The sequence below is a fragment of the Vibrio sp. 397 genome (assembly GCF_033339395.1).
GTDB classification, from domain to species: Bacteria; Pseudomonadota; Gammaproteobacteria; order Enterobacterales; family Vibrionaceae; genus Vibrio; species Vibrio alginolyticus.
Map to the genome: position 1 here is coordinate 180,409 of NZ_JAWOUN010000001.1, position 15,107 is coordinate 195,515.

At 45.1% G+C, this 15,107-nt stretch carries 12 protein-coding genes; all 12 read left to right on the top strand.

The window, feature by feature from the left end; all coding sequences use genetic code 11:
* Nucleotides 1–4: 4 nt before the first annotated feature.
* Nucleotides 5–871 (top strand): OmpA family protein, encoded by an 867-nt coding sequence (locus tag R7P36_RS00890; RefSeq protein WP_005377631.1) that lies wholly within the window; start codon nucleotides 5–7, stop codon nucleotides 869–871.
* Nucleotides 868–2,970, top strand: coding sequence for an SLBB domain-containing protein (locus R7P36_RS00895; protein WP_005377634.1), 2,103 nt, complete (start codon nucleotides 868–870; stop codon nucleotides 2,968–2,970). The genes R7P36_RS00890 and R7P36_RS00895 overlap by 4 nt, the downstream gene beginning before the upstream one ends.
* Nucleotides 2,970–3,656 carry an AAA family ATPase gene (locus R7P36_RS00900; RefSeq protein WP_017820661.1) on the top strand — a complete coding sequence of 229 codons (687 nt, stop codon included), beginning with the start codon at nucleotides 2,970–2,972 and terminating at the stop codon, nucleotides 3,654–3,656. Before R7P36_RS00895 ends, R7P36_RS00900 begins: the two co-directional genes overlap by 1 nt.
* Nucleotides 3,657–3,667: 11 nt before the next feature.
* Nucleotides 3,668–4,048 (top strand): Hpt domain-containing protein, encoded by a 381-nt coding sequence (locus R7P36_RS00905; RefSeq protein WP_005377636.1) that lies wholly within the window; start codon nucleotides 3,668–3,670, stop codon nucleotides 4,046–4,048.
* Between the two features lie 307 nt (nucleotides 4,049–4,355).
* Nucleotides 4,356–5,882, top strand: coding sequence for a sigma-54-dependent transcriptional regulator (locus tag R7P36_RS00910; protein WP_031777249.1), 1,527 nt, complete (start codon nucleotides 4,356–4,358; stop codon nucleotides 5,880–5,882).
* Nucleotides 5,857–6,927 (top strand): glycosyltransferase family 4 protein, encoded by a 1,071-nt coding sequence (locus tag R7P36_RS00915; RefSeq protein WP_017820658.1) that lies wholly within the window; start codon nucleotides 5,857–5,859, stop codon nucleotides 6,925–6,927. The genes R7P36_RS00910 and R7P36_RS00915 overlap by 26 nt, the downstream gene beginning before the upstream one ends.
* A gap of 144 nt (nucleotides 6,928–7,071) precedes the next feature.
* The gene (locus tag R7P36_RS00920; protein ID WP_213899355.1) at nucleotides 7,072–8,256 is read left to right on the top strand and encodes a glycosyltransferase; all 1,185 of its coding nucleotides are present in this window, start codon (nucleotides 7,072–7,074) and stop codon (nucleotides 8,254–8,256) included.
* Between the two features lie 11 nt (nucleotides 8,257–8,267).
* Entirely contained in the window at nucleotides 8,268–9,440 is a 1,173-nt protein-coding gene (locus R7P36_RS00925; RefSeq protein ID WP_005377641.1) for a glycosyltransferase, read from the top strand.
* Nucleotides 9,433–10,863, top strand: coding sequence for a lipopolysaccharide biosynthesis protein (locus R7P36_RS00930; protein WP_213899354.1), 1,431 nt, complete (start codon nucleotides 9,433–9,435; stop codon nucleotides 10,861–10,863). Before R7P36_RS00925 ends, R7P36_RS00930 begins: the two co-directional genes overlap by 8 nt.
* Nucleotides 10,860–12,224: an O-antigen ligase family protein gene (locus R7P36_RS00935; RefSeq protein WP_213899353.1), complete on the top strand. Its 1,365-nt coding sequence runs from the start codon at nucleotides 10,860–10,862 to the stop codon at nucleotides 12,222–12,224. The genes R7P36_RS00930 and R7P36_RS00935 overlap by 4 nt, the downstream gene beginning before the upstream one ends.
* Before the next feature lie 115 nt (nucleotides 12,225–12,339).
* On the top strand, nucleotides 12,340–13,464 hold the full coding sequence (locus R7P36_RS00940; RefSeq protein WP_213899352.1) for a glycosyltransferase family 1 protein: 1,125 nt from the start codon (nucleotides 12,340–12,342) through the stop codon (nucleotides 13,462–13,464).
* Entirely contained in the window at nucleotides 13,461–14,894 is a 1,434-nt protein-coding gene (locus R7P36_RS00945) for a GumC family protein (protein ID WP_005377649.1), read from the top strand. The genes R7P36_RS00940 and R7P36_RS00945 overlap by 4 nt, the downstream gene beginning before the upstream one ends.
* Nucleotides 14,895–15,107: the final 213 nt, after the last annotated feature.

The following is a 15,107-nucleotide window of genomic DNA, read 5'->3' on the forward strand; positions in this document are numbered from 1 at the left end:
TGGCATGGTAAATCTTATACGACGATATGCAGTAAGCGGTCTTGTTGTCGGCATGTTTGGTTGTTCGTCGTTTGACTACCCAGAACACGGAAAAGGTGGCTTGGCGGAAAGCTATCAAGATATCTCGATCGAGAATTATCAGTTTTCCCCTGTGATGCCTGACGAGCCTTTAGGTCCAGAACATGGGTTAAGGTTTGATTGGCAACTGACCAAGTTACATCTAGACGCACTAATCCAAGAGGGAGCGCGCTGGTGTTTTCCTGCGGCAGTTGTTCAGGCCCTTGAAAAACAAAATAGAATTGCGCGCGAGTTAGAAGGTGGGCTTTTACTCGACGCTGCCAACGACCTTGTGATTCAGCGTCGACGCTTAAACCAGCTCGAACAACAACTCGACTACGTACTGAGCCAAACCACTTGCACACCGCCCGATGATATTGAAGCACTACGTAGCGACCTAAACATAGTCTCGGATATCTATGCACTACTTAATATCGACAACCAGTTTGCTGTCGATTCAGCAGAAATCAACCCGAAGTACATGGGACATTTGGCAGAAGCAGCCTACATTTTACGTGACCACCCCAACCTATCTCTTGTAGTAACGGGGCATGCGGATGCAACTGGAACACCCGATTACAACCAGAAACTTGCTCAAGCGCGTGCGGAACAAGTAAAGCGTTACCTAACCGTATTTGGTATCACTTCAGAGAGAGTCACTACCAAATCTGTCGGAGATAACCTGCCACTCTATGAAGGTGAAACATCCGCCGTGCGTTTAACTAATCGTCGAGTAAGCATCGAGGTTATTAGCCCTAATTCAGATAGCGATACCTCAATAAACCGCAACCCAACGGCAGGAGGCGCGCTATGAACACGATGAAACCATTTATCCTCTTAATGTTGTTGTGTCTGGTTGCGTGGGTACCATCTTCCATAGCGGATGAGAGCAATATTGTTAAGGTCGGTGATTTAATACAGATTAACTTACCCGGAGAGGCGTCGTTAAACCAAGGGTTTCAGGTTGATCGTCGTGGACGAATTAATTTACCAGAAGTCGGCCCTGTATTAGTGGCCGGCTACAATGAACAACAACTACAAGACGTGATTATCGACAGGCTAAAGACCGTGTATCGTGACGTTAACAACGCTCGAGTTTTTATTAAACAGCAACAGTTGTTAGTGTCCGTTCAAGGCTACGTGGTCAAACCCGGTGAATATACCTTACCTTCTGGGTCCAACATTCAAATGTTTGTGTACGAAGCTGGCGGCCTGCGCGCAGGGGCTCAGCTCGATAAAATGATAGTGAAACGTGGAAATAAAAACATTGAATTTGACTACAAACGCTTCCTTGATACGGGTGACAATAGCCAGCTGCCAAAACTAGAATCACTGGATGTCTTATTTGTCCCCGCTTCCCCACTCGTAGGGAATATTGAGCAAGAGTTTGATGCAGCAAAACTCGCGAATTCAGGTGACAGCGCAGATTCCGCTCGTGCAATCAAAGTCTTTGGTGAAGTCAACGCACCTGGCTCGTTCTCATACAAGCCAAACACCACGCTAGTTGATGTCGTAATGCGAGCTGGCGGCGTGACACGATATGCCAGTGTTGAGCAAATTCGCGTGATAACAAACAATAACCCAACCATGTTTAACCTGAAAAAGTACCTTGATACTGGAGACCAAAGCCTACTGCCAGAGATCCTGCCAGGTGCCACCATCTTTGTCCCAAAACAGGAAGAAGAAATCAAAGCAGGTGCAAATGTGGTTTACGTGATGGGTGAAGTCGCCCATCCTGGGGCATACGAAGGCAAGCAAGGCGCTAGCTTCATGGATATCCTCGCCAACGCTGGCGGGCCCACTCGCTACGCAGAATCTCGCCAAATTCGCGTTATAAAATCCGATGGCAAAGTCATCAAATTCGATCTTACCGCGCATACAGAAGGACTATCTTCAGCCAGACCACCAAATGTTGGACCAGGAGACGCGATTTTCGTACCGGAGAAAACCGATTTCAATGAGAAGTCTTGGTTAAAAGTAGCACCTAGTCGAGCGGTCGCAGTGATGGGAGAAGTTGTTCGCCCTGGACGCATCGAGTGGTCAGACGAAATGGATTTGATTGATCTGCTTGCACACGTTGGAGGCCCAACTCGACGAGCTGATACCACCAAAATTGAAGTCGCCAATAACGGTCAAATGACACAATTTGACTTAGACCAATACATTCTGGATGGCTCACCAACATCAAGCCTACCTCAAGTTTCCGCTGGTACAGTCGTAAGGGTACATGCATTGCCTGACGACCCATCCGATAATAAATCGCAATGGGTAAGCCAAAGCTCTGACGCATCGATATACGTTTTCGGGCAAATCAATGCACCTGGGCGCTATCGTTTCACTGAAGATATGCATTTTCTGGATATTTTGTCTGCCGCCGATGGACCGACAATGGATGCAGATATTCACAACATCCGTGTCACACACCGAGGCCTAGGTTATGCCAAAGTGAGTAAATTGAATTTATCGATGTACTTTGAAACAGGTGATGAATCAATTCTGCCCCACGTTCGTCCTGGTGATACCATTTACATTCCAGAAAAAAACAAAAACTGGTTAGATCGTTCAAAAGAGTCCACGGTACGCGTATTAGGTGAAGTAAGAGACCCAGGGCGATACGTATTCAATGACAACATGACTGTGCTTGATCTGTTAGCGGAAGCAGGAGGACCAACTGACAATGCCTACCTTGAAAAGATCAGTGTGGTCAATATGTCTTGCTGCCAGGGCCAAGCCCGAACATTTGATTTGGTGAACTTTAGTAAAACAGCCAACATTTATGAGCTGCCAGTCATTCGCGCAGGCGACACGATTTACATTCCCCATAAAGACGAAAGCTTTGTTGAAAAAGCGAGGGCCGGATTAAGAGATATTTTACAAATCACCACAACCATCGTGTTAATAGGAGCGTTGTAATGACTATTCCTGCAACTCACGCTGAGATTGAGCAAATTTATCTTCAGAGTGAACAGAAAGGCCACAAAACGATTTGTGTTGTGGGTTGTAAATCTGAAGATGGTGTCACTTCCGTGGCTTCATCTCTTGCAGAGCGCTTGGTTTTAGCAGGCCACAATACTTTGTATGTAGACCTTAACTTATTCAAACCCGCTTATCACACTGTTCACGAATTTGATGATGACGAGAAGGTTGGCCATTTGATCACACGAGAGAATACACACCAAACTTTAGTCGGCCTCCCTGCTCCATCTCTCGCCAGCACTCAGTTAGCGTACCGAGACCCAACAATGCTGAAACGAAACATTGCACAATGGTTAACGCAGTACGAGCGCGTCGTGATAGATACATCACCACTTCTCAGTGTCAACCGAAGCAATATTGCGCCTCAAGTGATTGCTGGCGTATGTGATGCTACTTTGTTAGTAGCGCATTATGGTTCTACGACTGCAACCCAGCTCGAGCAAGCCAAAAAGCTACTCGATGCTAGCGATGCGAACTTGATTGGTTCTGTCTTGAACATGAAGCATACACCAAGCCTGAAAGATGAGTTAATCCGCCAAGTTTCCAAGCTGCGTTTCTTACCAAAAAAGTGGAAAGAAAAACTGTCTCAGCAAATTAAAAAAAGCGAACTGTTTATGTTATAGGGAGCGCTATTATGACGATAAATAACACATTGACTATCGAGCAAGAATTAGTGGATGAGCATATTCTTCAGCAAATGATCAAAGATACGTGCGCCGAAATCATCCCTACCTTGATTGATCACTATGTCGAAGAGTCACGCGATCGCATGGAGAAAATAGAGCAAGCATTAAGCACAAAAGACCTTCAAACATTAGAGTTCGAGGTTCACACACTGGGCAGTTCTGCTCTCGCTCTAGGCAATCGAACGCTTTCAAGACAAGCAAGAATGATTGAGAAGTACTGTGTCGAAGGAAAAATACCAAAAGCATTGGAGCTTTGTGAAACACTTCCTCAACTCGCCAATGAATCGTTTGATGCGTTAGAAAAGCGAAAAGCTCAAGGGTTTGAGTAGTATCAGTGTCTTACTCCCTAGCGAAGCATCGCGTTTGATAAAGCGCGATGCCGACATCATCTCAGAAATTTAGGCTCCAAATTCAGTCACCCTCGCCAAGCCACACACCTTGAAGTTATTTGGGCATAACTTAATCAATTAAAAAGTATGGATTTTTCGCAAATTTCCTACCTTGTGCTAATACTTAAATAACGCTTTCTCAAATTGAGAATTTTCAGCACTAGAAAGCAATAAACCACTCATAACGCCAAATAGTAGTGCTGACAAAAATCATAAAAAATGAAACAAACTACGTTGGGATGGGACTATGAGACCAAGGGTGTTACTGGTAGAGGACTCTACTTCACTAGCCATACTTTATAAGCAGTATGTGAAAGACGAACCTTATGACATTTTTCATGTCGAGACAGGTCGCGAAGCGATTCAATTTATTGAAAGAAGCAAACCTCAGCTCATCATTCTCGATTTGAAACTGCCCGACATGTCTGGCGAAGACGTGCTGGATTGGATCAACCAGAATGACATTCCTACGTCCGTTATTATTGCTACGGCACACGGCAGCGTCGACTTAGCCGTTAATCTAATTCAAAAAGGTGCGGAAGATTTCTTAGAAAAGCCCATAAACGCTGATCGCCTAAAAACGTCAGTTGCATTGCACCTTAAACGCGCCAAATTGGAAGATTTGGTGGAAAATATTCAGTCCAAGTTTGATCGCCACAACTATCACGGATTCATCGGTTCAAGCCTCCCGATGCAGGCGGTATACAAGACCATTGATGCTGTTGCGCCAACTTCTGCCAGTGTGTTTATTGTGGGAGAAAGCGGCACAGGTAAAGAAGTTTGTGCTGAAGCCGTCCACCGCCAGAGCGACCGTAAAGACAAGCCTTTTATTGCAATTAACTGTGGGGCTATTCCACGAGATTTGATGGAAAGTGAGATTTTTGGTCACGTTAAAGGGGCCTTTACTGGAGCAACAACAGATCGAAAAGGTGCGGCGACGCTGGCACATGGTGGTACGCTTTTTCTTGATGAGCTATGTGAAATGGAACTTGAGATGCAAAAGAAGTTGCTCCGCTTTCTACAAACGGGCACTTACACTCCTCTTGGTGGCACTCGAGAAATGAAAGTGGATGTGAGAATCATTTGTGCCACCAACCGAGATCCATTAACAGAAGTAGAAGAAGGTCGTTTTCGTGAAGACTTATACTACCGTGTGCACGTTATACCTATCGATATGCCCCCATTACGTGAACGAGGAAGTGACATCGTCACGCTTGCCAAGCACTTCTTGACCACTTACGCCAAACAGGACAAAAAGAAATTCTCAACAATCGACAGCGAAGCTCAACATATCATCAAGCATTACGAATGGCCGGGTAATGTAAGGCAACTACAAAACATCATACGTAACATTGTGGTGCTTAATAACGACGAAAAAGTCACGGTGAGCCACCTACCCGCTCAACTTACTAAAAAGTCTAAAGTGACGAAAACAACGACGCCTGCGCATGTTGCTCAAGAGTCAGCAAACATTGCACCAATCACACCACCACCTGTTTATACTGAGGAACTTTCACCTTCTGCGGTCGAACCGTCGATTACCGCAGCGGAGCTGCCTGGTACACCGTCCTCTGCTGCTACCTCACCGTACTTTAACTCTGATGGAACCATTCGTCCTATGTGGCAAGTAGAGCGTGAAGCAATTCAAAACGCAATCGCGTACTGTGATGGCAACGTCCTCAACGCCGCTGTCATGCTGGAGTTAAGCCCATCTACGGTTTACCGAAAAAAACAAGCGTGGGAAGCGGATGAAATTAATCTCGAACAATCTTGATAAACCTGCCATTGGTGAAATTTGGATCTTGCTTGATAGCCGTCTATTCGGTGGCATTGAAAGTCACGTTATCGAGCTAGCTCGGGGATTAATCGCCTTTGGACACAAAGCTCGAGTTGTGCTAACCACTGAGTATTCACCAGCCGCTCAGATTGTACAGAAGGCAAAAGAAGCCGCGATCCCTGTGAGTTACTTAAACTATTTGTCTGGCGAGCCCAATAAAGCTTTAAAAATTAAACACCTAACAAGCGCCGTCGCCAATCACCAACCCTCAGTGGTTCACTCCCATGGTTATAAAGCGTCGATTTTGTCGCGCTGCGCCAAACTGCTCACCCGTACGTTTCCTCGTTTGATTTCAACTTATCATGCTGGTGAATCGTCCTCAGGGAAACTATGGCTATACGATTGGCTTGATAGAAGCTCAGGCAGCCTATCTGACCATTGCTTTGCTGTCAGTCCAAGTATTCAGCGCAAAGTTTTTTGTTCTTCAGAACTGCTGAATAACTTTGTTTCGATTCCCAACAGTCAACTCAACTATCAGGAGATCGCTTTTGTCGGCCGATTGAGTCAGGAAAAAGGCGCCGATCAATTTATTGAGGTAGCGAGGCTCTGTCCAACATTACAGTTTAGTGTGTACGGTGATGGCCCAGAAAAAGAGTCGCTTAATCAAACTGCCCCTTCAAACGTGACTTTCCTCGGCCATCAAACCGATATGGAAGGTGTTTGGGAAAATATCAGTGTACTTATCATCTCTTCTCGTTATGAGGGGCTTCCAATGGCGGCGCTTGAAGCCATGTCGAGAGGCATTGCCGTGATGAGCTTACGTGTAGGTCGTCTTCCAGATATTATCCAAACGGGTAAAAATGGTTTTATCGTCGAAGACATTCCCTCTCTTGCTAAATGTCTTCATGACTGGATGTCGATTGGTGAAGCGCAACAATCACTCATTCGCCAGAATGCTCGACAAACCATCATTGATGATTTCTCAGCGCAAAGTGTGATTCCCGTATTGCTACAAAAATATCAAATTGAAACGGATCACTAATCCATATTGGTTCTCAATATGAGAATGATGAGTTCCAAACATAAATATCATATAAGATTCAATCACATAAACTAATAGCATATTTTGGCATCTCTATTGCAGCTCAGCAGTTAACGCAGATTAATGATGAGACAGAGGTGACTTATGACTACGCCAAAACGCATTCTATATGTTCATTATGGTGATAATTGGATTCGCGGCAGTGAAGTGGTGCTTCTGGATCTCATTTCAGGAATCGACCGCAATAAGTTTGAGCCATTCGTATGGTCAAACTGCCAACCATTAATCGATAAGTGCCAATCGCTCGGAATTGAAGCGGAACATTCAGCCTTCAATTTGGTGGGTGGTTGGAGCGCTCCACGCTGGGATATTAGCGGGTGGAATAGCCTTATCAAACAAGGCTCAGCATTGATCGAAAAGCACAACATCGACTTGGTACACGTCAATAGCGGCGGCCCTTGTCAATGGATGTGTTTGGCTGCTCGCATGAATCATATACCACTTGTCACGCAACTTCATTGCCATTATACATTGCGCGATCGCTTCTCTCTCGGACTTCACCTCTCTCCAAAATTGATTTGCGTTAGCAAAGATGTTGGACGCGAAATTCTTCAGGACGGCTACCCACAAAACCAACTTCATGTCGTACACAACGGCGTGTCACTTCAAGGCGTGGATACACCCATCGACATTAAAGATCGCCTCGGAATCCCATCACAGGCCTTTACCTTTCTGTCGGTGGGTTCGCTGATTAAGCGCAAAGGGTTCGACCGCCTTATTCGCGCAATGCGCATGCACAACTACCACCACAACAACCCTCACCTTGTTATTGTTGGTGACGGCGAAGAAAGAGAAGCATTGCAACAGCTTGCATCGGATCTTGGTATCCAAGAACGAGTGCACTTTGTCGGAGAACAACACAATGCCGGAGCGTGGATGTGTGGTAATGCAGACGCTTTTATTAGCGGCGCCTATGAAGAGGCCTTTGGTCTCGTGCTCGGGGAAGCGGCTTTAGCTCAACTGCCTATCGTGGCTCCTAAAACAGGAGGCATTCCTGAGTTGTTCGAGCATAATCACTCTGCATTGCTGTACCAGAACAGTGGAATGGCGAGCCTGTTAAACGCGATTCAACAAGTCATGCAAGACGCGGCATTAAGAAACAAGCTGGCGGAAAACGCTTACCTACATGCTAGCCAGAACTTAACGACGACTGCATCTATCAACGCTATTGAACGTATTTACGAAGGTGAACTTAATAACAACGCCATTACACCAATGCCAATGACTCACTGCATGAAGCCTCTTTCACGCTGGTTGAGCATCAATTGAGGAGCCCGGTCATGAAACGTGTATTGATGTTCGACGCCATCCCAATGCAAGGTGGATCCAAAATCGCGAATGCAGAGCTCCTTAAGCAGTGCGATAAGCTGAACGTGATTGGTTATCTACTCACTACAAATCCAGAGCATTGGGCGTCACTGCTTAGTGATACACCGCGTGTGCAAGTTATAAAAATAAAACCATCACCATTTAACTCGACTCATGGACTGACCTACTGGTTGATGAACGCTTACTACTTTCTCCAACTTCTCTACGCGTGCATGAAGCTGCCAAAAATAGATAGCTTTTTGGGCCTATCTTGCCCAAGTAATGATATGCCTTTGTACTTACTACGATTAATTAGCAAAAAGCCTGTGGTACAGATGGTTCATGGCCCTATTGGACGATCGAGATCTGCTGGCTACTGCTTAGTAAAAGCATCGGCAATTTACTACTTGGCAAACACCCGCGAATCAATGGTAGAAGCATTACAGGCCTACCTCAAAACAGAGAAGCCAGCCACCGAACGCTATTGGTGTGGTTTGAATACATCTACATTTGTTAATGGATTATCGAAAGATCGCTGGCCAAAACAAGCGAATCCGATTTCAAGCCGCGTTTTCTGGGCAGCTAGCTTACTAAAATGGAAGAACATCGATCTTTTGCTTGATGCTTTAACACTTGATGAGTCGAAAAAGATCAAATCCACCGTGTGTTACATCAAACCTAACGTGGCAGGTGTGGAATATTCAACACCGGACTTCAACACACAAGGTGTTGAATGGCATGAGTGCCCAAACAACTTAGATGAATTGCGTTCACAGTGTGGTGTGTTTGTTTCCACCAGTCTCAACGAACCTTTTGGGTTATCTATTTTGGAAGCGCTCGCTGCAGGTATGTGTGTCGTCATTCCACATGATGATAGTTATTGGGACCGCGTGTTAACTCACGGCCGAAATTGTATTAAATACACGCCTAACAATGTGGCTTCGTTACACAACGCAATTCGCCTTTTGAATGAATCGCCGTGGATGAAAGTAACGATGGGTATCGAAGCACTCAATGTTTCTCAACTATACACAGCCGAACGTTGTTATTTGCCAATCGCCCAGCACCTTGCTGCCGAAATTGCTACCAACAATGATTGCACACTCAAGACACCGCGAGACATCAAAGGATATGACCATGTCTAAAGCAATGACCAACATGACGCTATTTGCTATCGCCTTAGTAATCAATAAAAGCATCAGCCTAATCATGCTGCCTGTATTGCCCCACTTTCTCTCACCAGAACAAATGGGCAAGCTTGAGCTTCTAACAACCTTTGGTGTTGTTACGACCTTGTTTGTCAGTTTCGCTTTGCATGAAGCGCTTTATCGATTCGTCGGCGTTGAAAAGGATAAAAATACGCGCACAAGCCTACTAAACCAGCTGTACTCACTTGCTTTACTCATCGCTGGCGTCGTTGCTCTTAGCTTGCTCACTATCATTTTAATCGCCCCCATTCCCGCGCCTTTTACGCGAGTCGAATTTGCTATTGTTATGTTTGCCATCGTTCTAGAAGGCAGTATTGCAATCGGCACTGCCTGGTTAAGAACACAAGACGACAAAGCAAGAACACTGCTTAACGTCATGGTCACTACCACCATTTTTCAGGTCATTTTTATCGTCGCGGCGCTGTCTGTTCATCCCCATGTTATTTCTGTTTTGTGGGGGGGCTTGTTGGCTGCTATTACTCAATTTGTTTGGCTGCACATCGTTAACAGTTACAATATCACCCTTCCTAAACTGACATTGGCAAAACAATACCTAAACTACTGCCTACCAATGATGATGGCCGGTTTAGTAGCATTTTGTCTCAATGGCGCTGAACGCTGGTTCATTGGTGCCAACACTTCTCTTGCGACGTTAGGGATTTACGCGATAGCGGTAAAATTTGCAGTGGGCATGTGTATTTTAGTGCAGCCATTTGGCATGTGGTGGATGCCACGTCGATTTAACTACTTAGAAGGGCGCAATAACACTGAAGCAGTGCGCATCTCACACTTAGGTATGATTTACATTACAGGTTTGAGTGTAGTGGTCGGCACATTAGCAATGGTGATGATCACCCACTTACTGCCAGAAACCTATCATGAGGCGGTACTATTCAGCTTATTCTTGCTGCCTATCGCTATGTTAAAAGAATGGAGCGAGCTGATTAACATCTCCATTTTGTACAAGCGTCGTACTCGCTGGCTACTGGGTATAAATGTCGTCTCTGCGTGCGTTGCGATTGCTTTGCTGTTTGGCTTATCTTCTCTGGGTATTTATGGTGTGTTCATTGCGCTTTATTACGCACAACTGTGTAAGCTGGGCCTGACTTATGTAGTAGGCCAACAATGTATGACGTTGCCTTTTCACCTAAGTCTGATGGTTTTATTACAGATTATATCCGGTGTGGCACTGTTCCTGCTTCACTCTTCACAATCAATAGGAATCGCCATCGCAATTTGCATTTTGACATGCAGTTTGCTGGCAGGGATAGCCACTCGCTACATGAGTAAAGAGACGCTAAATGCGCTCACTCGATACATAGTGAAAAGGCGTGGACAGGTGAAGAGATACTCGTTATGAATGAAACCAAGGTGAGAACAAAACAGTCCATCGCAGCACTGACGATCACTGTCTGTATCGGCCTGCTTTGGATTGTTATGCCTCATCCCATTTTGATTGTCGCGTTGTGTTTCGCACCACTCGCGTTACTGTTTGTTCTCAATCAAACGTTTTGGCTTGTCACACTGTTCGTTATTTTTTCATTCTTTCGTATTCACGAAGCCTTTCCTGTTATCTATAACTTCAAGATCCCATTACTGTTATCACTGGGGGCACTCGCCGCACTCGCTTTTCACCTTCTTATAAGCCGCCAGATTACAGCTTTTTGGCACCCTTCATTAAAGTGGCTGTGTATATTTTGGGGTCTGGTGATCATCGGAATCATATTCGCTTCTAGTCGTGATATCGCAATAACGGTGTTCAAAAATACCTATTGGAAAATCATCATTATGACGTTGGCCATCACCTGGCTTATTACTAAACCTTCACAGCTCGCACAGATGTCAAAAGCAATTATTTTCGCCGGATTATTGATTGGCTTAGTGGCATTACAAAACGCAGCGAATGGCATTGATTTAGTCGAAGGAACGCGCGTGTCAATAGGACGCTCCATAGGTTCTGTACTTGGCGATCCTAACGATTTGGCACTAGTACTGATGTTTCCCCTTGCCTTTACCGTTAGTCAATTGATGGAAAAACATTCCCCCAAACATCTCAGACTCTTTGCCCTTATCACCTGTTTGGTTTTGTTCTTTGCGATCATTGAGACGCAGAGCCGCGGTGGGTTACTAGGTTCACTGTCTGTATTTGCCTACTTTGCTTTTAAACACATCAAAAGCAAAACATTAGTCTTGGTATTAGGCGCTATCGCAGCGATCGTACTCTACGCATTCGCTGGTATTTCAGGACGAGAATCGGGGGGAGCCGCTGAGGATGGTATAGATGCCTCAGCGATGGGGCGACTTTATGCGTGGGAAGCGGCATTTAAAATGGCGCTGCATCACCCGTTGACTGGCGTAGGTCTAGATAACTTCTACTTTAATTACTATTTCTACAGCCCACACTGGGATGGTATCAACCACGCCGTCCATAGTACTTGGTTTGGCGTGTTAGCAGAAACGGGTTTTGTCGGGCTCGCGGTGTTCATTACTTTAATTGTGTCATTGATCCGCACCTCTTTGCATTCCATCTCATTGCTAACACCAAAATCAGATTACACCCTCTCTGTAGGAGCAAACGCCGTGTTAAGTGGGCTTATCGGTACCATCGTATCAGGCACGTTTCTGACTCAAGGTTTCACTTGGCCAATTTACATTCTAGCGGCGTTAACGGTTGTCGTTAGCCGAATCGTTCAAAGTGATTTTCAAAATGAGAAATCCTAGTTTCAAACATAAACAAAACCCATAACTCACTGTTTTAAAATGGCTAATTCCTTGGCACGCATTGTGATTACTCACTTAATTAGTAATCAAATAACCAAGACTCAAGGAGAGCCACATGACGGACATCGTAGTATTTGGAGAAGATTTTGGTGGGTTACCCTCTTCCACTCAGCATATTGTCAAGCAACTAGCAGCGAACCATCGAATCCTTTGGGTGAACTCCATTGGCCTTCGTCAACCTAAGCTGGATTCTAAAGACATACAGCGTGCGTTAAACAAACTCACTCGTGTATTTCATAACGTAGGCTCACACAAGCCAACATTGGACTCTGAAACAAACCCAAACATTCACATCATCAACTTGCTCACCATTCCTGCCCCTAGTTCTGCATTAGCAAGAAAAGTGGCCGCTAAGATGATGAAACACCAACTCAATAAACAATTACAAGCTCTTGGTTTTGATAAGCCTGTATTTTGGACGTCGCTCCCGACTGCTGCCGATCTTTGTGCAGAAATGAACCCACGTGGACTGATTTACTATTGTGGCGATGACTTTAGCGCTTTAGCTGGTGTTGACCACGACACGGTGGCCAAGCACGAACGTACTCTTGTTAATGCGGCCAGCGTTATCTTTACGGCAAGCGAAACACTCTCCACCAAATTTCCATCTGGTAAAACCGTCACTTTGCCTCACGGTGTCGACTTTAGTTTGTTCTCTGAGCCAGCACCTAAGGCTGAAGATTTTCCTAATAATGGTCGCAAAGTGCTGGGCTTTTATGGCAGTTTGTCTGAATGGTTAGACTACGACTTAATTGCCCAAGTCGCAGACCAAGCGCCTGACTGGGATCTCGTGTTCATCGGCCCCAACGAGTTCAGTGACAATCCACTTCCACAAAGAAGCAACATATACTACCTGGGCCCGAGAGCGCATCACACTCTGCCACGTTACTCTCAACACTGGGATGCCAGTTGGTTGCCCTTTGTTGATAACGCTCAAATCAAAGCGTGTAATCCGCTTAAACTTCTTGAGTACTTGGCAACAGGAACCTCTGTTATCAGCACACCCTTTCCCGCATTAATGCCGTACAAGCATATGCTCCACATAGTTCAAAATGTCGAAGATGTATGCGCCAGTCTCGATCACCTGATCCCACCCCCGGCAAACTCAAAGCAATACGTTCAACAGCAAAGCTGGGAAGCAAGAGCCAACCAAGTTGATAAATTAGTGAGGGCGCTATGAACGATTTAAGAGAAAACCTTAGTGTATTACTACATGGCGCTTGGCGACGTCGTTACATGATCGTTATCCCTATGCTTGTCTTGCCGGTGCTGGGTTTCATCGTAAGTAAGCTGGTTCCGACGACTTATGTTGCTCACACCAGCATGCTTATTCAAGAGACAGCGAAAATGAACCCGTTCCTTCAAGACCTTGCCGTCTCAACAATGCTTAAAGACCGATTGAGCGCACTCAGTACTCTGCTAAAAAGCCGACACGTTTTGTATTCTGTCGCAAAAGAACAATCGCTGATCAATGACGAGATGAGTGCAAAAGAGCAAGAGTTCATCATAAAAGATCTTGCGTCGCGCCTGTCTGTTCAGCCACTCGGTAAAGACTTCATTCAAATTCAATTGCAAAGTGGTAAATCAGAAGGAATGGAGTCGATGCTGCTGTCTGTCAGAGAGCATTTTGTCGAACAGCTTTTGGCTCCTGAGCGTTCTTCGATTAAAGATTCGAGCCATTTTTTGACTATCCATATCAACAAACGCAGGGAAGAACTAGACAAGGCTGAACAAGCCTTTGCAGAATATAAAAATACTTACTCAGACGCGACGCCCGAAATGCAAGCTCAAAGCCTTACTCGCCTTGCTAGCCTCAAACAAACGCTAGCCGAAAAGGAGGCGGAGCTTGCTGGTGTTTCACGAAGTCTAGGCAGTTTGGATCAACAACTATCCAAAACGAACCCGGTTATCGGTAAACTGGAAGAGCAAATCATCGACATTCGTAGTGAACTTACCCTGCTTCGCGCTAAATACACAGAGGCGCATAGTTTAGTGCAAGGTAAGTTGCGAGAATTAAACCGGTTGGAGCAGGAACGCTCGGTACTCTTGAACTCTAAACAACCAGAACTAAACAGTGCTCAACTATGGGATATCGCGAGCAATACCACAGTAAACAGTCTTGGCGAAGCACAGCCTCTACTTGTCTCCCAACTACATCAATTACAAATGATGCGCGGACGTTTTGAAGCACTTACGGAAGAAACCAACAGCTTGCGAGACATGATCCAAGAATTAGAGCGAAATGCGCACCAATTTGGGAGCACAGCAACAGAAATAAACCGCTTAGCTCGTGACGTCGCAGTGAAGAGAGAAATGTATGATGAACTCGTCGAACGCTATGAGATGGCCCAACTAACGGGTTCTTTGGGAGAGTTTGAAGAGAATAAGCGCGTAAAAATCATTGATGAACCGTTCACGCCAACAATTCCAACTAACTTACCTAGTTTTGTATTTGTCATTTTAGGATTTATTGGTGGCGCTGGTTTAGGCATTGGATTAGCGACGATACTAGAGTTAGCCGATAACTCTATCCGCTCTAAAAGAGCATTAGAAAAACACCTTGGTGTTCCTGTCATCACCACTTTACCTAACGTAGTGTACGGAAACTAACCGCCATAAGAACTCATTTACAAGCACTCGGTCGGCGAGTGCTTTTCTTTTACTACTGCCTTATACAGCCTCATAGCATGTCCACTAATATGAATCTCAAATTGAGAATAAACATAAAGCCTCACAAACATCAATATTAACTTATTGTTTTTAAATGATTAATTTTTTGGCACGCAGTCTGCAATTCCTAAATAAACAAAGAACTCAACGAGG

Bases quoted from the DNA above. Each gene is read 5' to 3' on its own strand.
- R7P36_RS00890 (WP_005377631.1), top strand. From the start codon at position 5: ATGGTAAATCTTATACGACGATATGCAGTAAGCGGTCTTGTTGTCGGC.
- R7P36_RS00895 (WP_005377634.1), top strand. From the start codon at position 868: ATGAACACGATGAAACCATTTATCCTCTTAATGTTGTTGTGTCTGGTT.
- R7P36_RS00900 (WP_017820661.1), top strand. From the start codon at position 2,970: ATGACTATTCCTGCAACTCACGCTGAGATTGAGCAAATTTATCTTCAG.
- R7P36_RS00905 (WP_005377636.1), top strand. From the start codon at position 3,668: ATGACGATAAATAACACATTGACTATCGAGCAAGAATTAGTGGATGAG.
- R7P36_RS00910 (WP_031777249.1), top strand. From the start codon at position 4,356: ATGAGACCAAGGGTGTTACTGGTAGAGGACTCTACTTCACTAGCCATA.
- R7P36_RS00915 (WP_017820658.1), top strand. From the start codon at position 5,857: ATGAAATTAATCTCGAACAATCTTGATAAACCTGCCATTGGTGAAATT.
- R7P36_RS00920 (WP_213899355.1), top strand. From the start codon at position 7,072: ATGACTACGCCAAAACGCATTCTATATGTTCATTATGGTGATAATTGG.
- R7P36_RS00925 (WP_005377641.1), top strand. From the start codon at position 8,268: ATGAAACGTGTATTGATGTTCGACGCCATCCCAATGCAAGGTGGATCC.
- R7P36_RS00930 (WP_213899354.1), top strand. From the start codon at position 9,433: ATGTCTAAAGCAATGACCAACATGACGCTATTTGCTATCGCCTTAGTA.
- R7P36_RS00935 (WP_213899353.1), top strand. From the start codon at position 10,860: ATGAATGAAACCAAGGTGAGAACAAAACAGTCCATCGCAGCACTGACG.
- R7P36_RS00940 (WP_213899352.1), top strand. From the start codon at position 12,340: ATGACGGACATCGTAGTATTTGGAGAAGATTTTGGTGGGTTACCCTCT.
- R7P36_RS00945 (WP_005377649.1), top strand. From the start codon at position 13,461: ATGAACGATTTAAGAGAAAACCTTAGTGTATTACTACATGGCGCTTGG.